The 23467-nt window shown below is 61.6% G+C and carries 18 protein-coding genes; 13 read left to right on the top strand and 5 right to left on the bottom strand.

The features are described 5' to 3' along the window. Window positions 1–2 precede the first annotated feature (2 nt). Window positions 3–698, bottom strand: a complete 696-nt coding sequence (locus tag IRI77_RS27075) for a lipid-binding SYLF domain-containing protein (protein ID WP_194448107.1) — start codon at window positions 696–698, stop codon at window positions 3–5. Between the two features lie 602 nt (window positions 699–1300). Here IRI77_RS27075 and IRI77_RS27070 point away from each other — a divergent pair. Beyond that, on the top strand, window positions 1301–1528 hold the full coding sequence (locus tag IRI77_RS27070) for a CsbD family protein (protein WP_194448106.1): 228 nt from the start codon (window positions 1301–1303) through the stop codon (window positions 1526–1528). A 173-nt stretch (window positions 1529–1701) separates the two neighbouring features. Here IRI77_RS27070 and IRI77_RS27065 read toward each other — a convergent pair whose 3' ends face one another. Beyond that, window positions 1702–2745, bottom strand: a complete 1044-nt coding sequence (locus IRI77_RS27065) for a hypothetical protein (protein ID WP_194448105.1) — start codon at window positions 2743–2745, stop codon at window positions 1702–1704. A gap of 250 nt (window positions 2746–2995) precedes the next feature. Continuing rightward, window positions 2996–5116, bottom strand: a complete 2121-nt coding sequence (locus IRI77_RS27060) for a sigma 54-interacting transcriptional regulator (RefSeq protein WP_228486338.1) — start codon at window positions 5114–5116, stop codon at window positions 2996–2998. A 796-nt stretch (window positions 5117–5912) separates the two neighbouring features. Between IRI77_RS27060 and IRI77_RS27055 the strand changes: the two genes are divergently transcribed. The 12 genes from IRI77_RS27055 to IRI77_RS27000 all read left to right on the top strand — a co-directional run bounded on the left by IRI77_RS27055 (window position 5913) and on the right by IRI77_RS27000 (window position 21572). Continuing rightward, window positions 5913–9707, top strand: coding sequence for a chemotaxis protein CheB (locus tag IRI77_RS27055; RefSeq protein WP_194448104.1), 3795 nt, complete (start codon window positions 5913–5915; stop codon window positions 9705–9707). A 182-nt stretch (window positions 9708–9889) separates the two neighbouring features. Further along, window positions 9890–10081 (top strand): Thivi_2564 family membrane protein, encoded by a 192-nt coding sequence (locus IRI77_RS27050; RefSeq protein WP_194448103.1) that lies wholly within the window; start codon window positions 9890–9892, stop codon window positions 10079–10081. Window positions 10082–10368: 287 nt separating this feature from the next. Further along, a complete protein-coding gene (locus tag IRI77_RS27045) occupies window positions 10369–11127 on the top strand; it encodes a hypothetical protein (RefSeq protein WP_194448102.1) in 759 nt (252 codons plus the stop codon). 113 nt (window positions 11128–11240) lie between these two features. After that, complete coding sequence (locus IRI77_RS27040; RefSeq protein WP_194453807.1) at window positions 11241–12944, top strand: NAD-dependent malic enzyme; 1704 nt, start codon at window positions 11241–11243, stop codon at window positions 12942–12944. A 10-nt stretch (window positions 12945–12954) separates the two neighbouring features. After that, window positions 12955–13296 (top strand): TraR/DksA C4-type zinc finger protein, encoded by a 342-nt coding sequence (locus tag IRI77_RS27035; RefSeq protein ID WP_194448101.1) that lies wholly within the window; start codon window positions 12955–12957, stop codon window positions 13294–13296. Next, window positions 13293–14291 (top strand): VWA domain-containing protein, encoded by a 999-nt coding sequence (locus tag IRI77_RS27030; RefSeq protein ID WP_194448100.1) that lies wholly within the window; start codon window positions 13293–13295, stop codon window positions 14289–14291. Before IRI77_RS27035 ends, IRI77_RS27030 begins: the two co-directional genes overlap by 4 nt. Then, window positions 14288–14920 (top strand): class D sortase, encoded by a 633-nt coding sequence (locus IRI77_RS27025; RefSeq protein WP_194448099.1) that lies wholly within the window; start codon window positions 14288–14290, stop codon window positions 14918–14920. Before IRI77_RS27030 ends, IRI77_RS27025 begins: the two co-directional genes overlap by 4 nt. Window positions 14921–14971: 51 nt before the next feature. Then, a complete protein-coding gene (locus IRI77_RS27020; protein WP_194448098.1) occupies window positions 14972–17260 on the top strand; it encodes a glycosyltransferase family 4 protein in 2289 nt (762 codons plus the stop codon). Window positions 17261–17268: 8 nt separating this feature from the next. Beyond that, complete coding sequence (locus tag IRI77_RS27015; protein WP_194448097.1) at window positions 17269–18753, top strand: glycoside hydrolase family 130 protein; 1485 nt, start codon at window positions 17269–17271, stop codon at window positions 18751–18753. Between the two features lie 16 nt (window positions 18754–18769). Continuing rightward, complete coding sequence (locus IRI77_RS27010) at window positions 18770–19624, top strand: transglutaminase family protein (RefSeq protein WP_194448096.1); 855 nt, start codon at window positions 18770–18772, stop codon at window positions 19622–19624. After that, window positions 19621–20658, top strand: a complete 1038-nt coding sequence (locus IRI77_RS27005; RefSeq protein WP_194448095.1) for a glycosyltransferase family 4 protein — start codon at window positions 19621–19623, stop codon at window positions 20656–20658. Before IRI77_RS27010 ends, IRI77_RS27005 begins: the two co-directional genes overlap by 4 nt. Continuing rightward, window positions 20655–21572 carry a glycoside hydrolase family 130 protein gene (locus IRI77_RS27000; RefSeq protein ID WP_194448094.1) on the top strand — a complete coding sequence of 306 codons (918 nt, stop codon included), beginning with the start codon at window positions 20655–20657 and terminating at the stop codon, window positions 21570–21572. Before IRI77_RS27005 ends, IRI77_RS27000 begins: the two co-directional genes overlap by 4 nt. A 229-nt stretch (window positions 21573–21801) precedes the next feature. Here IRI77_RS27000 and IRI77_RS26995 read toward each other — a convergent pair whose 3' ends face one another. Both IRI77_RS26995 and IRI77_RS26990 read right to left on the bottom strand, forming a co-directional pair. Continuing rightward, a complete protein-coding gene (locus tag IRI77_RS26995; RefSeq protein ID WP_194448093.1) occupies window positions 21802–22731 on the bottom strand; it encodes a hypothetical protein in 930 nt (309 codons plus the stop codon). Window positions 22732–22791: 60 nt separating this feature from the next. Continuing rightward, entirely contained in the window at window positions 22792–23271 is a 480-nt protein-coding gene (locus IRI77_RS26990) for a hypothetical protein (protein WP_194448092.1), read from the bottom strand. Between the last annotated feature and the right edge of the window lie 196 nt (window positions 23272–23467).

The raw sequence follows: 23467 nt of genomic DNA, 5'->3' as shown, positions 1-23467 counted from the left end.
AACTATTTAGTGGAGGGCGTTGCGCCGGTGCGCTCGCGGGCTGAGTACCGATTCAGGAGGCCAATCAGCTTCATCGCCGACTTAGGCGTACGCACTCGCGTGGTCACAATCTGCTTGTTCTCCAGCTTCTTGCCGTAGAGAGTTGCGTTGTCGTCCAGATCCTGCCGCAGGGTGGCGCCTTCCAGCGCGACGCCGGCGAACAGTCCTTGCGACCGCGACCAGGAGAGAATGTCCGCATGCATTTGAGCGTCGGTTTGAGCAGTCGCCGTGCGTCCCACAGGGCCGGCCGCTACTGAGCCTTCAGCGCCGAGTGTGAACTTGCTCTCGAGCAGCTTCTCCGCGCCGCGCTCTGACATGACCAGCATGATCAGGTCGGTCGTCGAGCCGCCAATCTGGAAACCAACACTGCCGCCTTCGATGCGGACCGTCCCCGGAGCCGACCACCCAACGCCAACCTTGTTGCGGCAGGAGATGTAGCCCTTGCCGTACTTCCCGCCAACCAGGAAGGCGCCGGTCTTCAGGTTAGGAACGATAACGATGCAATGAGAGTTCGCCAGTAGATCTTCCGGGATGCCCTTGTCGGGAGCGGCCATGATCTCGGAAAAGACCGCGGAAGCTTCAGCCAGGCGCTTTACCGGCTCGTTGTCTTTGGCCAGCAGTGGCGATATTGCCAGGGCCGCCACTAGAATGATTCGCATTGTTCACCTTTTCCTCCACCCCGGCCTATCTTCAATCGCCGTGGGTGACACAGAAACATACTGCACGGCGCGAGCCAACCTGCCTTGCTGTTGAGCCCATTCGGTTCCGCCGTGGGTGCGGTGGTGGATTCGGAAACTGATGGACGAGTACGAATGACCGCGCCACGTCACATGACCATGCGCGGTCATGGGGCTCAAACCGGAGGGAAGGAAAGTATCAGGTCAGATTGCGGATCGAAATTGCCGCCGGGATGAAATCTGGTGGAAGAGCCACATAACGGCGACCGCGGCCAATGACAAAGCACGGGCGAAGGGACCACCTCTCCAGCATTTTCGCGTTCTCCGTAAATCACTGTCCCGATGCTCCCCGGGAAGTCGCAGCACCGAACCGTCCAAATCGGAGAGCCCGCAATCGAAGTTGTAGATTGCGCCCACCTCCGCCCGGCCTGGGCGCCAGGAATCCGGTCAGCGGCACGGGTGCCTCATTGTGCGCAGTCCCGCGGCAGGATAATTCCTGCAAAACACCACGGCCATCCAACTGCCTGTGAACCTGTAGCGTTTGGGGCAGCCCAAGCCAGACGGCGACATACAGGAGCAAACACATGAACAACGACATCCTCGCAGGCAACTGGAAACAATTCAAAGGCAGTATTTTGCAACGGTGGGGCAAACTGACGGACGATGACTTGGAAGTGGCCGCCGGACGCAGGGATGCCATGCTGGGCAAGCTGCAGGAGCGCTGCGGCTTGGCCAAGGATGAGGCTGAAACGCAGCTAAAAGACTTCGAAGCCACACACAAGGCTGCGTACAGCTCGCGTTTCCCTCAGTAGCAGTTAAGGCCCGGACGCGAGCAGGGCCGCTGCCCGGATCGGCGCCGGCGCGTGTGTAGCGGTTCCGCGGCGGCGGCCTTTCCGGCCAGCTCAGCGTTCTGCGATGAGTGCGGCGGCCGGCCCGGTTCCGTAACTCGAGTCCGCATCAGCGCGTCGGGCCGCCCTCAGCCGGCTCAGTTCACCCGGGCCGCCTGCTGCTTTTCCTCCAACACCTGCTTGATGTTGACGAGAATCTTCTCCTCGGCTGACCTGGTCCTGCTTACCACGATCAACCTGAGCAGTGCCCCCTTCCACCCGGTCAACCCCTGTTGGGATGAGCCCTTCAGCGTAATCAGGTAAAAGCCCTTATGGCCGCTGTCGGGGACGCAGGCGGTGAGATCCAGCGCCAATTGGAAATAGTGGCTCGCAAAGAGCTGCTTTACGACCACGATCTGGGCCCCGCTCATCACTCCACCAGGCTGATAGGCGATCGTGTGATTCAGGCGCAACGTCGGTTTGAGTCCGAAACTGACCCGCTCCCAATGCAGCATCGATTGCGCGCTGGCCGGCATCGAACCCGGGTAATCCAGCAGGTAGTGGCTAAGGTGAGGGAGATAAACGGGGAGCGCTTCCGAGCGGCCCACTAACGATCGCAGTTGGCTGTCAAAGTCAAACGGATGCTCGGTGTCATGGTAGCTGCCGAGCACGCGATTGCCTTCAGCCTGATAGCGCCGCACGACTTCGAGCATCGCGCGGCGCATTCGTTCGTTCACCTGCGCATCCAGGTTCGGCGCCGCCCAATCCAGAGACCGCTGAAGCTCATGCATGACATCCGCCTGGAGTTGAATGGCGCATTTTCCGGGCCGGCAGAACTTCAGGCTCCTGATGTCATCGGGTTCCAGTGAGAAGCCCTCCAGGTCGGATGTGGCCGGCGGGCTGCTGAATCGGCGAACGCCCAGATAACTTGGCGACCTGAGTAGCCGCTCCACGTCAAATGCGTAGCGGACGTACGACTCCGGCGGTGCTTCCACGAAAACAGCCCCGAAGACGATGACCTCCGCGGGCGTCCTGGAAGGAATTACCTTCGCCACGGCCTTACCGCGGTCGATCGACGCAATCTGATCCTCGCTCAAGCCGATCTGATTCCGGAAGAACCGGTGCATTTCCAACGCGGTCTGGCCGTGGACTGTGGTGATCCCAACCAGCATCAGCCCCGCTAAAACCGCCGCACTGGACATGTATACTCCTGCCCCGGCTTCCCTGCTCGCGGCAGCCAGGAAAATGACTCAATACAACCGCCACAATGCCCGCGCCACGTACGGCGTTCGACGCCGCGTGACTTGGGAACCGTTGCATCTTCCTGAGTGCACGGCTCATGCCAGCCACGAGCCGCCCGGCCGCTGCCTCAATCCCCGCGACTTACGTGCCGGCTGTGGGGCGGAAGCCGCCGCGGCCAGTGACCGCCCGGGGTCAACTGACATTTCCCGGTCAAAGATCCTTGCGTGAGATGCCAAGCTTGCGCATGATGGCGTTCAGTGTTGTCCGGTGCAGCCCCAGGCGCGTAGCCGTCGTGGTCACGACTCCACCGCTTTCGCGGAATACGCGAATGATGTGTTCCCGCTCCACCTGCTCCAGCGTGACATTGCCGGCAAACGGAGCCTGGTCCAGTTGCAATTCAGCCAGGGGAGCGCGGAGACTCGAGCCACTCGACAGGATGACGGACCGCTCAATGAAGTTCTCCAACTCCCGCACATTGCCGGGCCACTGGTAGCTCACAAGCAGATTCATCGTCTCGGACGGTATCTTGTCGATCTGCCGCCCCATCTTCTCCGCATACTTCACGGTGAAGTGCCGGGCCAGGGTCGGAATGTCCTCCGGGTGATCGCGTAGAGGCGGTGTAGAAATGGGGAAGACTCTCAGGCGGTAGTACAGATCGCTGCGAAAGAGCTTGTCGCCCATCATCTGTGTCAGGTTCCGGTTGGTCGCCGCCACCAGGCGCACATCGATAGGAATCGTCTTGGTGCCGCCCAGTCTCTCAAAGGACTTCTCCTGCAGCGCTCGCAGCAGCTTCGGCTGCAGATCCAATGGGATGTCGCCCACCTCATCCAGGAACAGCGTCCCCCGATGCGCCATTTCAAAGCGGCCGATCTTCTGGGACAGGGCGCCCGTAAAGGCTCCGCGTTCATAGCCGAAGAGTTCGCTCTCCAGCAGGCCCGTGGGAATAGCGGCGCAGTTCAATGTGACGAAGGGGAGGTTCCGTCGCGGGCTGATGCGATGAATGGCGCGGGCCACCAGTTCCTTGCCCGTACCCGTCTCCCCAAGAATCAGCACGTTCGCGTCGGTGGGCGCAACCACTTCGACCTGGCTCTGCACCCGCCTCAGGGCAGTACTCGTACCAACGATTTCGCCGAAATCCTGTGTTGGCGCAGTGATTTCCTCTTCGACGCTCTCCCGCCGGTCGCGCTCCCGCAGGTCCTGTACAAAGGAGATCCAGCGGAAGGGGGAGAGCTTGAGCACGGCTGTGGCCACCAGCACCGGTACACGCCGGCCGTCCTTGCAGACCAGTTCCTTCTCGTAAGGCGTGCAGGCCCCAAACCGCAGTCCTTCCTCGTGCGCGAGTTCATCCAGCGGCGCAAATTCCGGGGGAGTCAGTTCCGGCCACTGCAGGAGCCCTGATTTCAAGTCCTCCCGGCTGTAGCCCACCAGTTCCAGGAATGTGTCGTTCGCCTCGGGAATCCGGTCAAACTCACCGGAAACCACACCCGCGATCGTGGATTGCAGGGGACTCAGCCGCGTCCTGGCCCGGTTGCGCCGGATCTTTTCATCCTGCTCGTGCCGGCCGCTGAAATCGCGGACAATGCTGGCGAAGCCCTGCAGCGTTCCATCATCCCGTCGCAGGGCCATGATGATGACGTTGGCCCAGAAGCGTTCCCCATCGGACTTTACGTGCCAACCTTCACTGCCCAGATGACCCTCAACCACCGCCCGCTTCAGCTTATCCTCGACCTCGCCGCGCGCAGCCGCATCGGGCGAATAAACGCAGGACACGTGTTTTCCGATGACTTTCTCAGCCGGGTAACCGTAGATGCGCTCCGCCCCTGCGTACCACGCTACAATCAGCCCGTCCACATCCAGTAAGAACAGGGCAAAATCCTTCACCCAGGGAGGCGGGGCATCTGCCTGCGCAGCTTCGGAATCCGCGGGCGCCTCTGCCACTGCTTTCTCGTGCAAAACCAGCAGATGACGAACCGGCAGGACATTTGCCTTGGCCGCGAACGCCACATGCTTCGCCGTGCCATTCGAACCAAGCAGGCCCAGCGATCCCTCCAGTTCGCCCTTCTCGGGCAGCGCGGCAAAGAGCTGCGAAACCTTGGGCTTGAAGGCTGGAAGCGCAAACTCGTCGATGGAGTGGCCGATGATCTGTTCACGCGGAATGCCCAGTATGCGGCCCACGCCGAAACTGGCATCCCTCGAGTTGCCTTTGTCGTCCGTCAGGAGAATCGGCGCGGAGGGGTGGTAGACGATGGCCCGAAAGAGCAGTTCAAGTTCTCTGGGCCCGTTTTCCACGAGCCAACCGGCCGTTTGTGATCCCAAGCCTGTGGAAAGCACAGTGGGTTTCCCTTTCCGCCGTCGATCACGGCAGCCAATGGCCGCGTTGGAGACGAAATCGGTGGAAGCCGAAAGAATCTCGAAAACAGTCGGAAGCCGAGAACGGCACCCCGAGCCTATGTTAACACTTATTTAGAATTCCAGACCGGCGAAAAAGTGACCAAATTTGGTCAGTCGGAGCGCGCGTTCTCCCCGGAGATCCTTCACGACTCGTGGAGGTGGATTTTAATGGGGGCCGTCCACTCGGCCGGCTTAGCGGCGCTGGAAACCAGGGCGACTGCGCCCGGCGGTTGACCAACACCCCGCCACTGCGGCTCATGTGCCTCTAATTCGTCATAGTGTACTAATTCATCAAGAATCAGAACGTAATCGGACTACTGCGCTGCCTCGGGTCAAACCCTTCTGGCTCAACTCTTCAACGGCAGTCTCATGGTTGCGAACAAATCCGGTTGATCCTGGTTCTTCTGCAGCGGGCGCCACTCATTGCCCGGTCTCTCTGTGTAAACTATATGCAGTATTCCACAATTACAAATCAAGAAATCGCTTGGAACATGATCAAATGCCGCCATTGGTGTTATGCCATTGCTGATGTTTCGCATTTCACTCCGCGCTCTTGTCCACGGGCTGCTTTGAATCGAATTCAGTGACCCACGCTGCTATCGCTATTTGTGCAGCATCCACCATTCAGGTGACATCAGAATGCTCTCGGTCTCGAAAATCGGTGGCGCGAGACGGCAGAGGACTGTAGAGTACTAACAGGTCAGACGCGGAGTAGGACATTCATCGAAAGGGTGATATGGACAACATGGAAACACCCAAGGGTGCCCCACAGAGCCCGGCGGAGGAAACCGGACGCCCCGCAGCGAACGACACCCGGGACGCTCAACTGAGCGCAATTCCCGTGGCTGGGATTGGAGCCTCCGCGGGTGGTCTTGAGGTGTTCAAGCGCCTGCTCGCCGAACTGCCTGTCGACACCGGCATGGCCGTTGTATTCGTCCAGCACCTCGAGCCAAGCCATCAGAGCATGCTGGCGCAGATTCTGTCGCGCGCCACCTCCATGCCGGTGAACGAGGCAGCCGACGGGATGCGGGTCGAAGCGAACCAAGTTTACGTAATTCCAGCGAACGTCGACCTGACAATCGTGGGCGGAACGCTCAGGCTGGCGGCCCGCACCCAGACGCCCGGGCTGCACATGCCCATCGATGGCTTTCTGCGCTCCCTGGCGCTGGATTGCGGCAACAGGGCCATCGCGGTCATCCTGTCCGGTGCGGGTTCCGACGGTTCGACCGGTGTGCAAGCCGTAAAAGCCGCCGGCGGCCTGACCTTCGCCCAGGATGAAGCCAGCGCCAAGTTTCCCATGATGCCGCAAGCCGCGGTGGCCACCGGTTGCGTGGATTTTGTGCTCCCCCCTGACCGCATTGCGGCTGAACTCGCCCGGATCAGCCGGCACCCCTACATCGCCCAGAATCCGCCTACGCCAATCGAATCCAAGCCTGGCGGCGATGACGCTCAATTCACAAAGATTCTCTCCATCCTGCGGGAGGCCTCGGGCATCGATTTCTCGCTGTACCGGGAAAAGATGGTGCGGCGGCGGATCCTGCGCCGGCTCGCGCTTCGCAGCATCAGCGACCTCGCAGAGTACGGAGTGCGTCTGGCCCAGGATCCCGCCGAGCTGATCGCGCTGCAGAAGGATTTGCTCATTAGCGTGACTTCCTTCTTCCGCGATCCGGACTCGTTGGAGGCCCTGAAAACGGCGGTCTTTCCCCAGTTGCTCGCGGATCGCAGGCCGGACGACACAGTCCGCGTCTGGGTGGCGGGCTGCGCTTCCGGGGAGGAAGCTTACACCATTGCGATCCTGCTGCGCGAGTATTTTCACGAAACCGGCGTCGCATTTCCGGTCCAGATCTTTGCCTCCGACATCAATACCGACGCAATCGGCAAAGCCCGAGCCGGTAAGTACCCTGCCAACATCGCATCCGATCTGACTCAGACGCGGCTGGACACCTGGTTCACGAAAGCCGAATCAGGCTACCGGATCAATAAGGATCTCCGCGAGATGTGTGTCTTCACCCGGCACAATCTTCTGGACGATCCTCCCTTCTCCAAGCTCGACCTGATCAGTTGCCGGAACGTTCTCATCTATCTCGGCGGAGTGCAGAAGGACGTTCTGCCGCTCTTCCACTATGCGTTGAAACCCTCCGGATTTCTGCTGTTGGGCGCGTCCGAAGCGGCCGCTTCCGGTGACCTCTTCACGGTGGCGGACAGCGAGCACCGGATCTTTGTTAAGCACGACAAGACCCTGAAGACGCACATCTTCCCCGGGGGGATCCGAGGATTGCGCAGGGCGACCTCACGCGGCAACCAGCCGGCCGTGAGTGCGGCGGACACCTGGAAGGGCACGGATCTGCGTAAGGAAGTCGACCGGATCCTGTTGTCGAAATACAGCCCCGCCGGCGTAGTGGTGGACCAGGACCTGGAGGTTCTCGAGATCCGGGGCCAAGCCAATCCTTACCTGTCCCTGCCGGCAGGCAAGGTGAGTTTCAACCTGATCAAGCTGATTCGCGACACCGGCCTGTTCCTCGAAATCGAGAAATTGATCCAGGAGGCCCAGGCGACCGGAGAACCTGTGCGCAGGCAGCATTTGCTCTTTGAGCAGCAGGGAACCGCCGGCGAACTGACAGTCGAGGCGGTACCGCTGGAGTCGGAGCATAAACGGTCGACGCTGCTCCTGTTCGAGCCCCTGGCGGAACCTGCGCTGCAGGCTGACCGGCCGGCGGGAGAAGACAGCGGCAGCCAGAGCCGCGATGTTCAGATCACGAGGTTGAAGCAGCAACTGGCAGAGGCCAAGGAGCGCTTTCTCTCCGCCCTCGAGGCACACCAATCGACCAGGGAAGAGATTCAGAGCACCACCGAAGAGGCGCTGTCCGCCAATGAGGAACTGCAGAGCCTGAACGAGGAGATGGAGACGGCAAAGGAGGAACTGCAGTCCACCAATGAAGAGCTCATCACGGTCAACGACGAATTACAGGCCAAGAACGCGGCGCTCGCGCAGGCTCGCGATTTCGCCGTCTCGATCGTCGAAACCGTCAGGCAGCCCCTGCTTGTACTGGATACGGAGTTCCGTATCAGAATGGCAAACCAGGCCTTCTATCGAACATTCCACCTATCCCCTCTCGAAGCGGAAGGACGCCCGCTCTATTTGCTCTCCGGCGGCAGTTGGGACCTGCCGGTGATCCGGCAGTCACTCGACTCTTTGCTCCGTAGCGGCCGCCCGTTCACTGATCTTGAAGTCGAGCAGGAGTTCCCCAGGGCGGGACGTAGAAGTCTCGTCGTTGGCGGCTGCTGTATCAAACACTTGCAGATGCTGCTGCTGGCGATGGACGACGTCACCGAACGGAAGCTGGTCCAATTGGCCCTGCACAATTCCGAAGAGCATCTGCGCCAGTCCCAGAAGATGGAGGCGGTCGGCCGCCTGGCCGGCGGCATCGCCCACGATTTCAACAACCTGCTCACGACCATCATCGGCTACAGCGATCTTCTGGAAGGCGCGCTGCAGGGCCAGGCGACACTGGTCCAGCAGGTGGGTGAGATCAAGGCGGCTGGACAACGGGCCGCCTCCCTGACGCAACAATTGCTGTCCTTTAGCCGGCGCCAGGTGCTGCAGCCCAAGGTGCTGGACCTGAATCTCATCGTGAAGGATTTTGACAGAATGCTGCGCCGCCTTGTGGGCGAGCAGATACAGGTACAGATCCGCTGCGAACCCAGTCTCTGGCACGTCCGCGTCGACTCGGGTGAGATCGGCCGCGCCGTAATGAATCTCACCTTGAATGCACGAGACGCGATGCCGGACGGCGGAACGCTCACCCTCGAAACAGCGAATGTAACCCTCACGGAAGCTGAAGCAGGCAAGGCGTTTCTAAAAGCCGGGCGCTATGTGACGTTGGCGGTCCGCGACACGGGCATCGGGTTTGATTCAGACGTGCGGGCCCACATCTTCGAGCCGTTCTTCACGACGAAGGCCACCGGCAAGGGAACGGGCCTGGGCTTGGCGACCGTCCTGGGCATCGTGGAGCAGAGCGGCGGCGTAATCGACTGCGAATCGGAGCCAGGAGTGAGAACCTCATTCACGATCTATCTGCCGGCCGTCGACATGGCGGCATCCTCGGGCTCAGTCCTGGTCCAAAGCCTCAACAGTGCACCTAGAGGTACTGAGACAGTCCTGCTGGCGGAAGACGAGGACATGTTGCGCGTCCTCGCCCGGAGGATCCTGGAATCGGTTGGCTACGTCGTCTTCGAGGCCAGCAACGGCCGCGAGGGACTCGAGTTCTGCAGGAACCACGAGGGCCAGATCGACCTGCTGGTAACCGATGTCGTCATGCCGGAACTGGGCGGCAGGGAACTCGCTGAGGGCGCGCTCATCCTGCGCCCGAACCTCAAGGTCCTCTTTATCTCAGGCCACACGCAGGACGTCGTACTGAAGGCCGGAGTACAGAAGGGCGCAGCCTTCCTACAGAAGCCCTTCACTCCGGCGGTGCTGGCGCAGAAGGTACGCGAGACACTCGACTCCACCGCAAATACCAGCGGAGAGTAGAGGCTGGATTCAAGTTCTCTACGCAGTCAGGCCCGCGCTGCCAATTCGACCTTTGGAATGGCCGGCGCTTACCCGACTGCGCTCACTCCTTCAGTCCCATCCGGCATAACTGGACACCCCTCCCCGGGCTTCCCGCGAGTGGGCAGTCGATTGCTCTCACTGGAGGGCAGGAGCACCAGAAAATGCCTTTACTCAATCTTGTGATCGTATTGATCGTGGTCGGTGTGGGTCTCTACCTGATCAACCGCTACATCCCCATGGCGTCCAGCATCAAGACGATCCTGAATGTTCTCGTAGTAGTCTGCGTCTGCGTTTGGCTGCTTCAGGCAGTGGGCCTTTGGACCAACGTGAGCAACTACCGCGTGACGCGATAAGCAGTCCCCAAGTGCGTCCCTCGACTCTTGGTTCAGTACGAATCGGTAGGACCTATGGCAACCTCAGATGACCGCATATGGTCACGTGACGGCAATGGGTCACATGCGTATCCGTTCCCCAGGGTTCAGCGAACCCAGGTACGTGCGCGGGGATGGCCTTACCGTCCTTCGACGCTGACGGCCCATCGGGTGCTGTAACGGGAGTGCGGAGCCAATCTGCCTGGCTCTGCACCTGGCCAAACCCAATGGTGAATGGCAGATCAGCAAGTTCTAAGCAAAGGAAGTATATGTATCGATTGAAAGCATTGACTACGGTGTCCTGCCTCGCGCTGTTGGGCGCGATCATGACGCCAAGCGCGTGCGCGGACGCATGGGACAAGAAGACCGTGATGACGTTCAGCGGCCCTGTTGAAATCCCCGGAGTGCATCTCACCGGGTGGGGCGTGTTGCCGGCCGGCACCTATGTGTTCAAGATCGTCGATTCGCAGAGCGACCGCCACATCGTCCAGATCTTCAGTAAGGACGAGTTGACCATCTACGCCACGATCCTGGCCATTCCGAACTACCGTCTGAAGGCAACCGACAAGACAGTGGTCACCTTCCGGGAGAGACCGGCCGGCCAGCCGGAAGCCCTGCGCGCCTGGTTCTATCCGGGCAGGAACTGGGGCGAAGAGTTTGTTTACCCGAAGGCGAAGGCGATTGTGCTGGCGAAGGCCGCCAACGCGCCTGTCCTCTTCACGCCCGCCGAACTCCCCGTCGAAGTTGCAGAGCCCGCCAAGCTGGCGGAAGCGCCGCTGGTCGTGGAACTCAAGCGTGCGCCCGTCATGGCGATTCAGCCCACCGGCGAGGAAGTCCAACTGGCCCAGGTAGTGACTCCGCCACCGCCCACGGAAACCTTGGTTGCCAGCGCGCAGGCTCCCGCCTCCGCCGCCTCAGCCCCCGCACTTCCGAAAACTGCCAGTGAGTTGCCGCTCAGTGTTCTGTTGGGCATGGTCGCGCTGGGCGCGGCGGTCGCCGCGCGTGCAGCCGCCAAACGGCTCCAGTAGGAACTCCCCGATCCGTCGCGCGGCGTGCCTCGACCTGCACGCTGCGCGAGGAGCCGCGGATCCAAGAAAGAGACTCCAACATGCGACATAGAGTAATTCCGCTGCTCGCACCAATGACGAAGCACCGCCGGAACTGGGACGGCTGCTATGAGACAAAGGCGCGCGGCTTAGCCGTCCTCAGCTCCCCCATGTTGAATAAAGGGACAGCATTCTCAGCCGAAGAACGCAAGGCACTCGGCCTGACCGGCCTTCTGCCTCCGGAAGTCAGCACGTTGGAAGCACAGGTCAAGCGCGCGTATCTCCAGTACGAGGGCTTGACCGATGCACTCAGCAAGAACATCTACCTGACCGCCCTTCACGATCGCAACGAAGTGCTGTTCTACAGGCTGTTCTCCGAGCATCTGCGTGAGATGATCCCCATCGTCAACGACCTGACGGTCGGCATCGCCATGGAGCAGTATCACCATGAGTGCCGCCCTCCGCGCGGCGTGTATCTCTCCATCGACCACATCGACGGAATCGAAGAGGCCTTCGTCAACCTGGGCGCGGCGCCCAGCGATATCGACCTGATCCTCGCCACGGATGCCGAGCAGATCCTGGGGATCGGCGATTGGGGCGTGGGCGGGATCGAAGTATCCATCGGCAAGCTGGCGATCTATACCGCAGCCGGCGGAATTGACCCCACCAGAGTGATTCCCGTCATGCTGGATGTCGGCACGAACCGTGAGAACCTGCGCGACGATCCCACTTACATCGGCAACCGTCATGCCCGCATCCGCGGCGTCCGCTATGACGAGTTCATCGAAGCCTATGTGAGCGTCGTGAGAAAGCTCTTTCCCAACGCATTGCTGCAGTGGGAGGACTTCGCCCCAGCCAATGGACGCCGCATTCTCGAGAAGTACCGCGGGGACATCTGCACCTTTAACGACGACATGCAGGGCACCGGGGCCATCACGCTGGCAGCCGCCATTTCCGCCGTTCGCGCCAGTGGATCACCCCTCCGCAACCAGCGGGTGGTGATCTTCGGAGCGGGCACGGCGGGCATTGGAGTGGCGGATCAGATACGCAATGTCATGCTGCGCGAAGGACTCAGCAAAGAAGAAGCCGCCAGGCGCTTCTGGTGCGTGGACCGCCAGGGGTTGCTGACCGCCGACATGGGCGAGCAACTGGGCGAACATCAAATGATCTACGCCAGGCCGGCCGCCGAATCAAAGACATGGAAGCGCGAGGGGGATGGAGTGGGCATTGGCTTGTCCGAGGTGGTGCGGCGGGTGAATCCGACGATGTTGATTGGAGCTTCCGCCACGCTGGACGCTTTCACTGAAGAGATAGTGAAGGAGATGGCGGCGCATTGCGAACGACCCATCATCTTCGTCCTGTCGAATCCGAGACACCGGGCCGAGGCCAAGCCGGCCGACCTGATTGCGTGGACGGACGGCCGCGCGCTGATCGCCACGGGGGGCTCGTTCTCACCTGTGACCTATAAAGGCGTGACCTATGTGGTGGCCCAGGTGAACAATGCCATGCTCTACCCCGGGCTGGCCCTGGGCGCAATCGTCTCGCAGGCCAGCAGGATCAGCGACGGCATGTTTATTGCCGCCGCGAGCGCTGTTTCCAGCCTGGTGACCGTGCGTCAGCCCGGCGCGTCCATTCTGCCTCACATCGACGACCTGCGCAGCGTATCGGCAACCGTTGCAGTGGCGGTAGCCGAGGCCGCAGTGGTGGAGAATCTGGCTGGAGTGAAATTCGACGACATCGTGCAACAGGTGCAGGACGCAATGTGGCAGCCGGAATACCGAAGGATTCAAGCCAGTTGAGGAGGCGGCCATGAAACAAGTTGGCACTCTTCTGATGGCCGCGCTGATCGGATTGGCCGATCTGATCGAATGGCTGTTTGGATGCCAGCATCGGAGGACCACATTCCCGTTGACGCTGCCCGACAGGGAACGCGATAGCGGCACCCCGGCCGTCGATCAGGAGACCTATGTGGTGTGCCTGGAGTGCGGGCGGCACATTCCTTACGACTGGAAGAAAACGCGCCTGACCGCCAATCCGCCACCGCTCAATCGGGCTGCCCCCCAGCGGGTTGGGCCGCCGGAACGGCCGGACTTCTTCATTCCCTTGCCGGGCTGGGCGGAACCCGCCTCCGGGCGGGGAGCCTCCCAGTGACAAGCCTTCCGCCGAATCAACAGCCGCACGTGCTCCTTCGCGATCTCGCCCGGCTGCTCCTGCTTTTCGTCTGCTTTGGTACCGGAGCCTCCCCCCGAACCCACTCTCTGCCTGGCAGTCAGCCCGCGGATCCCTACCGAATCTCAGTGGATGTGGATCTGGTGGTGCTGCAGGCAACAGTGCGCGACCGCGATGGCCGGTTTGCGCCTGACCTCCGCCAGCAGGATTTCTTGGTCTACGAGGACGGTGTGCCGCAAGCCATCCGGCTCTTCCGCCGCGAGGACATCCCTGTCACCGTGGGCTTGGTGGTCGACCACAGCGGAAGCATGCAGGAGAAGCTGAATCATGTCATTGCGGCGGCAAGGACGTTCGTCCGGTCCAGCAATCAGGAGGACCGGATGTTCGTCGTCAATTTCAATGAGTTCGTCACGCTGGGGCTGCCGCCGTCCATTCGCTTCACCAGCCGGCTGGACCAACTCGAGTCAGCGATCCTGCGCGCGCCCGTGAACGGACAGACAGCGCTCTACGACGCACTCAGCGTGGCGTTGGAACGGCTGCAAAGCAGCGACCGCGACAAGAAGATCCTGCTCGTGATCAGCGATGGAGGAGACAACGCCAGCCATCTCAAGCTGCCGGCCATTCTGAAGACTGCCGGGCGTTCCAATGCGCTCGTCTACACCATCGGGATCTTCGACGAGGGCGACCCCGACAAGAACCCCGGGGTGCTGCGCCAGCTCGCGCGGGCCACGGGTGGCGACGCGTTCTTCCCCGAGCACATGGCTGAGGTTGTCACGATCTGCGAACAGATCGCGCACGAGATCCGGAATCAATACACGCTGGGGTACGTCTCCACCAACCCGGTCCAAAACGGTGCGTATCGCAACATCCGGGTTGTCGCCAAATCGGCGGCGTACGGCAAGCTCTCGGTGCGCGCACGCTCAGGCTATCTCGCCAGGGGCGAGCCGCAAACGGTCACGCCGGGGAAGGCAAAATGAGGATCATCGCACCGCGCCACGCCCTCAGGCTAGCCCTGAAATGGTGCCAGTACCTGCTCTTTGCGGGAGGCGCCGCGATGCTGGGCTATTCAGGATTGGCTCTGGCCGACGCCCTGTACTTCCAGCACCAGGGACAACGGCAACTGCAGCAGGCCCTGGCCAGCCGTCCAACAGACCTTGCGGATGCGAGTCCAGCCGCGCCCACGGCTACGAATGCCTCACTACCGCCGGCGTCGATACCCGGCCTCATCGGGCGGATAGAAATTTCCAGGCTCGACCTCGATGTAATCGTGGCGGAGGGCATTGACGGAAAGACCCTGCGCCGCGCCGCGGGGCACATCCCCGGAACGGCGCTACCAGGGGAGTTGGGCAACATTGGCATCTCTGCTCATCGCGACACGTTCTTCCGCCCATTGCGGGATGTGCGGCGCAACGATCTGATCAAGATCACCACACCGGGTGGTGAGTTCCGCTACCGCGTCGTCTCCACTCGCGTGGTGGAGCCGCGGGACGTGACTGTTTTGGACTCGGGCGAAGGCGAGAGCCTCACCCTGGTCACCTGCTACCCATTCTCATTTGTTGGTCCTGCGCCCGACAGGTTCATCGTTCGGGCTGAAAGAGTGCTGTAAATCGCCCTCTCACTGGATGCTGCCGCGGTTGATCCGCGATGGAGAAAGTTCATGCAAGAAACCTCGAAAGTCCGCAAGATCGCCTTCGTTGGCGACCATCTTCCCCGCAAGTGCGGCATTGCCACGTTTACCTCCGACCTGCTCTCCGCTGTTGCCACGGCCCACCCGCAAAGCCAGTGCTTTTGCGTCTCGGTGAATGACATCAAAGGCGGCTACGACTACCCGGAGGTTGTCCGCTTCGAGATTGACGAGCAGGACCAGTCGTCGTATCTGCGCGCCGCCGACTTCCTCAATATCAGCAATGTCGACATTGTTTGCCTCCAACACGAGTTCGGGATCTACGGCGGCCCGGCGGGCAGCCACATCCTGGCGTTCCTACGCGAGCTGAGAATGCCGGTGGTGACCACGCTGCACACCGTCCTGCGGGAGCCGCGATCTGACCAGCGCCGCGTCATGCAGGAGCTGATCTCACTCTCGACGCGAGTGGTGGTCATGGCCGAACGCGGCCGCCAGATGCTGCAGGAGATCTATGAAGCGCCGCTCGCGAAGATCGATCTCATCGCCCACGGTATTCCCGACGTGGGGTTTGTCGATCCCACATACTTCAAAGACCAGTTCGGTGTCGAAGGCAAAATCGTACTACTGACCTTTGGCCTGCTCTCGCCCAACAAGGGCATCGAATACGTGCTGAAGGCGCTGCCGCAAGTGCTGGCGGAGTTCCCCGACGTCGTCTATATCGTACTGGGGGCCACTCACCCGAACGAGCTTCGCGAACATGGCGAGGCCTACCGGGTGAGCCTTGAGCTGCTGGCCAAGAAGAGCAGGATCGAGAAGAACGTCATCTTCTACAACGACTTCGTCGAGCTGGAGAATCTCAAGGAGTTCATCGGCGCGGCGGACCTATACATCACCCCGTATCTCAACGAAGCGCAGATCACATCAGGCACTCTCGCCTACACGTTCGGCGCAGGCAAGGCGGTGGTCTCGACCCCTTACTGGCATGCGGCGGAGCTGCTCGCCGACGACCGCGGCGTGCTGGTTCCCTTCGCGGACGCGGAGGCGATGGCCCGCGAGGTGACCGCCCTACTGCGGGATGACACCCGCCGGCACGCGATGCGAAAGAATGCTTATCGCCTGGGCCGGGACATGGTGTGGAGCAATGTCGCGCAGCTCTACATGCACTCCTTCGAACTCTCCCGCCTGCAGGGCACAGCGCCCAGCCGGAAGTCTCTCCTCACAAAGACACTGGACCGGAGGCCGCGAGAGTTGCCTGCGCTGAAGTTGAACCATCTGCTGCGGATGACCGATTCCACGGGCATCTTCCAGCACGCCAATTTCAGCATCCCCAACTTCTCTGAAGGGTATTGCACCGACGACAACGCGCGCGCGTTCATTCTTGCGGTCCAGCTTGGCGAACTCGGTGAGGATCTGGAGGGAGTACGGGCCCTGGCGACCACCTACGCTTCTTTCCTCCAGCACGCTTTCGAGCCGGAATCCCGCCGCTTTCACAACCACCTGAGCTTCGATCGCCAATGGCTGGATGAGCAGGGCTCTGAGGATTCCCAGGGGCGCGCCATCTGGGCGCTGGGCACTGGAGTGGGCCGCTCTCCTTTCCGCAGTTTCCAACTGATGGCGGGCCAACTGTTCGCCTTGTCCCTCCCCGTCGTGACGGAGTTCACATCGCCGCGCGCGTGGGCCTTTGGCCTGTTGGGGATCCACGAATACCTGCGCCGCCTGGGCGGTGACAGCCTGGTCAATCAAACGCGGGAGACGCTGCTTTCGCGGCTGATGGAGCTGCTGGACCGCAATGCCTCGCCCGACTGGTGCTGGTTTGAGCAGGAGCTGTCTTATGACAACGCGAAGCTTGCGCATGCGCTCATCCTGACCGGCCGCGCGACGAGTCAACCGGCAGTCGTTCAACGCGGCCTGGAAACTCTTCGCTGGCTCAACGAGGTCCAGATCTCTGAGAAGGGGCACTTCCTGCCCATCGGCAGCAACGGGTTCTACAAACGAGGCGGACCTCGCGCCAACTTCGATCAGCAGCCGATAGAAGCCCAGGCCATGGTCTCGGCCTGCCTGGAAGCATATCGAACCACCTCGGACGTCTGGTGGTACGAACAAGCCCAGCGCGCGTTCGATTGGTTCCTCGGCTGGAACGACCTCGGACTGGAACTCTACTCGCCTGAGAGCGGAGCTTGCGGCGACGGATTGCATGTGGACCGCGTCAATCGCAACCAGGGCGCCGAGTCCACGCTCGCATTCCTCCTATCCTTGGCCGAGATGAAGCTAGCACAAAACATGATGACCAGCTTCAAGGAACCCATCGCCATCGGCACCTAGAGCCTCATATGACAATTCCTACTGTCCACGTCACTAGAACATCCACGGTTCTTCAACCCAACCAATCCCGCGTGCTGCTGCGTCCCTTCAACCCTGGAGACGAGCAGCGCACCTGCCAGATCATCGGACGAATCATGGCTCTCCCCGAGGATCAGATTGCCCCCCTGGTTCAGGGAATCTGCGATAAGTTCTGCCACCGGCATGAGGACATTCAGAAGGTCTGCCTGGAACGGTATGGGCAGATCTGCGATATCCTGCCGCAAGGCCAGGAGCTCTCTGAACTCCGGCGGCAGTTGATCGGCTCTTACTTCCTGGCCGAATACTCACTGGAGTCGGCGGCGTTGTTCAATCCCTCGATCGTCAGGCACCCTGATCAGACCGGCCTGTCGACTGGGGCGTTGCGCTTTGTTCTCAGCCTGCGCGCCACGGGTGAAGGCCATGTCTCCTCCATCACATTCCGGACCGGCATCATCCATCCCGATAAGAGCATCGAAGTACTCACCCCGGTGGGTTTCCTCACGGAGCCCCGCCAGATCGCCAATCCCGGCTATGACAAGCCGCTCTTTGAACGGAAACTGGCTGAGCTGAATCTCAACAGTGAGTTCACGCGGCGCATCATGGGCAAGCTCCCCGACTCCTTCACCCTGGAGGAGTTGCGCGCCACACTGAAGGCGGAACAGTTCCGGCTGCCGGATGGCATGACACAGAAAGACCAGGCCGCCGCGCAGGGTGTTTGGATGCTGGCCCGTTCAAACTACGAAGTTCAGTTCCAGCCCGGCCAGGAACTGTCAGAACGCATCATCTTCCCGGCGACGCCGTCCCAGCGGAACGGAATTGAGGATGCCCGTTTCGTCTGCTTCCAGAACGACGACGGCAGCCTGGACTACTACGCGACCTTCACCGCCTACGACGGCAAGATCGTCGTACCGGAACTGGTCGAGACCGCGGATTTCCTCCACTTCCGATTCATTACCTTGAATGGTCCGGCCGCCATCAACAAAGGGATGGCGCTGTTCCCCAGGAAGATCGGCGGCCGCTATGCGATGCTGTCGCGGCAGGACAATGAGAATATCTCCATCATGTTCTCAGACAACGTACACTTCTGGAATGAGAGCACGTTGCTGCTGAAGCCCGTCTTCCATTGGGAACTCGTTCAGTTGGGTAATTGCGGCTCACCCATCGAGACGGATGCCGGCTGGCTGGTGCTGAGCCACGGTGTCGGGCCCATGCGAGAATACTGCATTGGCGCTTTCCTGCTCGATCGCGACGACCCGACAAAAGTGCTGGGCCGTCTCCGTGAGCCTTTGCTCAAGCCAAATGCGGAGGAGCGGGAAGGCTACGTGCCCAACGTCGTGTACACCTGCGGCTTCCTGATCCACGAAGGCGACTTGATCATTCCCTACGGCTTGGCGGATCATGCTACTAGTTTCGCCACCGTACCCCTGTCCGAAGTCCTGGCGGCCATGGAGCCGGACTTGGCTGTCACCACCTGAAGCTTCCCATAACCGAATGAAAATCTCCGTCGAGCACTCCACTGTGTACCGCTATGACTTTCCGGTATGCCTCCAGCCGCACACGCTCCGCCTGCGGCCGCGCACGAATAGTACGCAACGGCTGCTTGCGTTCGAGATGCAAATCACCCCTGTTCCGGCCGGCACCACCGAGTGCCTCGACCAGGACGGCAACCTCGCGTTGAACTGCTGGTTCGACACAACGACAGAATCGTTGACCGTCATTACCCGCTTCCGCATCGAGATGCTGCGCGACAACCCCTTCGACTTCGCGGTCAGCGAGGCTTCCCTGAATCTGCCCTTGTGGTATCTGGAACCTCTCTGCACCGCGTTGGCGTCCTACCGCATCGACACGCACGTGAGCGAGCCGGTGAAGCAGTACGCCAGGCAGGTGGCGGCGAACGCACAGTGGAACTCGCTGGCCTTCCTCACCGCGCTGACCCAGGACCTGTTTCTTCGTTCGCGGCATATCACCAGGCCGGATGGCGCCCCCTGGACCTCCGACTTTACGTTGTCGGCCCGGGAAGGTTCCTGCCGCGACCTGGCTGTCCTGTTCTGCGACATCTGCCGCGTGATGGGCTTTGCCGCGCGCTTCGTCAGCGGGTATGAATGCGCGGCGGCGGGCGGAGAGGATTCCTACATGCACGCCTGGGCGGAGGTCTATCTACCCAGCGCCGGTTGGCGCGGCTATGACCCTTCCCGCGGTCTCGTCGTCTCCAACGCGCATGTTGCCGTGGCCGCGGGTTTCGATTCCAATCTCGCGGCGCCTATTTCCGGCCTGTTCAGCGGCGGCATCGCCTCGGGCATGGAAGCCTCGATTCAGATGCACGTCGACCCGGATTCCACCACATGACGACCGCGGCGAAACGAGTGGCTGTGCTTTCCCCTGTCGCGTGGAGAACTCCTCCGCGGCAGTACGGCGCCTGGGAGACCGTCGCCAGCAACGTCACGGAGGGACTGGCCGCCCGGGGCTGGGATGTCACGCTCTTCGCCACCAGCGATTCATCGACCCGCGGCCGTCTTCACGCCGTCGTGCCCCATGGCTATGAAGAGGACAGGACGATCGACCCGAAGGTGGCCGAGTACCTCCACATCTCCGAAGCGTTCGAGCACGCCTCGGAGTTCGATCTCATTCACAGCCACTACGACTTCATGGCGCTTTGCTATACCCGCCTGGTGAAGACTCCGGTGCTCACCACCATCCATGGCTTCTCCTCCCCAAAGATCATGCCGGTGTATGACAAGTACCGTGACAGCTACTTCGTGTCGATCAGCGATTCCGATCGCGCGCCGGGCCTGAACTACCTGGGCACCGTGTACAACGGGATCGATCTTTCGTTGTACCCGCTCAGGGAACGGCCCGGCAATGACCTGGTCTTTCTCGGACGCATCCATCCGGACAAGGGCGTGCACCTGGCGATCGAGGTGGCCCAGTTGAGCGGCTTGCCGCTGCAGATCGCCGGCATCGTGCAGGACGAGGGGTACTTTCGCGAACAGGTGGAGCCTCACCTGAACAGCCGGATCCGCTACATCGGCCCCGTGGATGTAGCCGGAAAAAACAAGCTGTTCGCCGGCGCCTGCGCCCTGCTGCATCTCAATACGATTCCGGAACGCTTCGGGCTGGTCCTGGTGGAAGCGAATGCGGCCGGCGTCCCGGTGATCGCCATGGACCTGGGATCGTGCCGGGAAGTCCTGCAGGATGGAGTAACCGGGTTTCTCGTCAAGAACGCCCGTGCGGCCGCGCAGTGCCTTCGGCGGCTGCCCGAGATAGACGGTGCCGCCTGCCGGAGGCGGGTGGAACAGTTCTTCTCCGTCGAAGCGATGGTGAAGGCCTACGAGCACGTGTACCAGAAGATCTTTGACCTGGAGGCCGAGAAGAAGAGATGAATCAAGACATCATACGACGCTACCGCGGCAATCCCATCCTCACCAAGGCCGCCATCCCCTACCCCGTAGAGACCGTGCATAACGCCGCGGTCGTGAAGCATCGCGAAGAGTACATCATGCTCTTCCGCTCTCATCTGAGAACCGGGCGGTCGATCCTGGGTCTCGCCCGCAGCCACGACGGCTTTCACTTCGCCGCCGATCCCGAGCCATTCCTGACTCCGGCCACGGAGGGCCCTTTCGCCGCGTACGAGGAGTTCGGCGTGGAGGATCCGCGGATCAGTTGCGTCGAAGGTGAGTACCTCATCACCTACAGCGCCTACTCACGCAGCGGCGTTCGCGTGGCCCTGGCGAAGACCACGGACTTTGTCGGGCTGGAGCGGGTCTCGCTCATCACCCAGGCCGACTACCGGAATGTCGTGATCTTCCCCGAGCGCTTCAACGGACTCTACGCCCGGCTGGACCGCCCGCATTCCGAGATCACGCCGTGGTCGATCTGGATCTCCTACTCGCCGGACCTGCGGTACTGGGGCGACTCCCAGTTGTTGATGCGTCCGCAGACCTACCACTGGGATGAGATGAAGATCGGCCCGGGAGCGCCGCCTTTCAAAACGGCGCAAGGGTGGCTGTCCATCTATCACGGCGTCTTCAAGACGATGGACGGAGCGATCTACCGGCTCGGCGTGGCTTTGCACGACCTGCACGATCCGGCAAAGCTGCTGGGTGTGAGCGACTCCTGGATCCTGCAGCCGGAGGATCCCTGGGAAGTGACGGGCTATGTCCACAATGTCGTCTTCACGTGCGGAGCTGTGCCCGAGGCAGATGGCACGGTCAAGATCTATTGGGGCGCCGCGGACAGTGTGATGTGCGTTGGGGAAGCGAACATCGCCGATCTGGTGGAACTCTGCCTGGAGTGACGGATCGAGTCTGGAAGGCGGGTTGGCAACGGCGGGGCCCAGGGGCCAGAAGCCGCAAGACAGCGGGCGTCCGATTGAGGCTGATCCGCCTGTGCGTCCGGAGCCGGCTGGACCGGGCCCGGACGACACACTGCCAGCCTCGAACAGAATTGCTCCCACTTCATCAAAGGTTCAATTTTCAAGGATCTTGGGGCCTATCGGTTCGCTTGTCCCGACGGCGTACAGGGCGTCAGGAACACACTAGAGGCGGGCTGTGGGCGGTTGCCGGAGGCAGCGGGCCGACTTTGGGTTCGAGTGGCTGGTGGAGGGCGAGTTGTGGGGGCGGGACGAATTGGTGAGTATCGGTGGACTCGGTGACGCCTTCGGCTTCAGCGACGGCGGGTTCTGGCAGGGGGCCTTGCGGTTGGTGTTCGTGGCTGTTGGCTGCAGTGAGAATTGGCTGGAGTGGGGTTGGGTTTGGCTCGGGCGTCGTTGTTACTGGGATGGGCCGCCGGCGATGCCGGGGGTAATGCTGGGGGAGCGGTTCGGGTTGCTGGGGCGGGCCGGGTGGATGGGCCGCTGGTGGGTTTGTTCCCTCAAAAACTGGAGTGGGTTTGCGGGGGGCGGCGGGGCGGGCGGCGGGGCGGGCGGCGGATTCGCGGTTGTCTTGAGGTGGGTTTGATCCCTCAAAAAGTGGGGTGTGGTCGGCTGGAGGGGTGGCTGGGACTGGTTCGGCGGGCAGAGCGTCGAGGGCGCGTTGGAGGCGGCGGGTATTGGCTTCGATCCAGCCGGCGTAGCGGTTGAGGGCCTGGATGAAGCCGACCTGGCGGAGGACCCATTGGGTGGCGACGGCTTCGTCGCTGTGGCCGTATTCGAGGCCGGCGTTGAAGAGGGCGCGTTCGCGGCTTTCGTGGAGGCGGGCGTGGCCCTGGAGCATGTGGAGTTCGAAAGACAGGGCGCGGCGATTCGGATCGGAGATGGAGAGGGTGGCGGCTTCGGCGAGGGCGCGGAAGTGGGCTTCGATGCGAGCAGGCATCTGGTGGTGGGCGGAGTAGGCTCCGGTGCGGCGGGCGTTGCCGGAGGAGGCGGCTTTGCCGGCGGCGGTGCGGGGGCCGGTGGATTTGCGGGCGTTGGCGCGATTGGCGGCGAGGCGCTTTTCCGAGATGGTGGCTGCTGGCATGGGGTGGTCCTTTCTGCTCTGTCCGGGCTGGGTCCGTGATGTTTGGGTCCGGGTGGGCGCTCAGTTGGGGTAGAGGCGCTGGACGAGGCGCAGTTCGGCGGCGAGGACGCGGTGGCGGCGCCAGTAGCGTTCCTCGAGTTTGAGGGCTTCCTGGAGGGACTTGCGTTGGGCGGGGTCCATGGTGAGCCAGCCCTGCAGGGCGTGGACGCCCGGGCTGGCTTTGGGGACGAGTTCGTTGGTGTTGTCCCATTGGCGCTGGATCTGGAAGTTGAGGGCGGCGGCCTCGAAGAAGGCGTAGCGTTCGGCGCGCCAGATGCAGTCGGCCATGCGGTCGGCGAGGATGTGCTGGTAGACGTTGGCGGGTTTGTACTGTTCGTGGACGGCGGCACGAAGTTTCTTGTAGTAAGCCTTGCGTTCGCAGAAGGTGAGGGCTCCGGTGGCTTTGGGGCCGGTGAGGATGCCGTCTTCTTCGACCTCGGTGTGACGGGTGAGGAGGTCGATGTCGGGGAAGGCGCAGTCGGTGGGTTCGGTGATGTACATGGAAAATGTCCTCTATACCCATTCTTAGGAGTGGTGGACCAAGGATTTAGGAGATTAACGTCTGCAATTGGTTGATTCCAGGGGAGAAGATTTTTTTGATTGTTGTGTGATGAAAGAAGCTTAAGGCGGGGAAATGGGGGAGTTCTGGGAGCAGTGGAATCCCTGGGCGAGCCGGGTGAGTCTCTGGGTTCGGATT

The sequence above is a fragment of the Paludibaculum fermentans genome (genome assembly GCF_015277775.1).
Taxonomy (GTDB): domain Bacteria; phylum Acidobacteriota; class Terriglobia; order Bryobacterales; family Bryobacteraceae; genus Paludibaculum; species Paludibaculum fermentans.
This window is presented reverse-complemented; position numbering and strand designations above follow the sequence as displayed.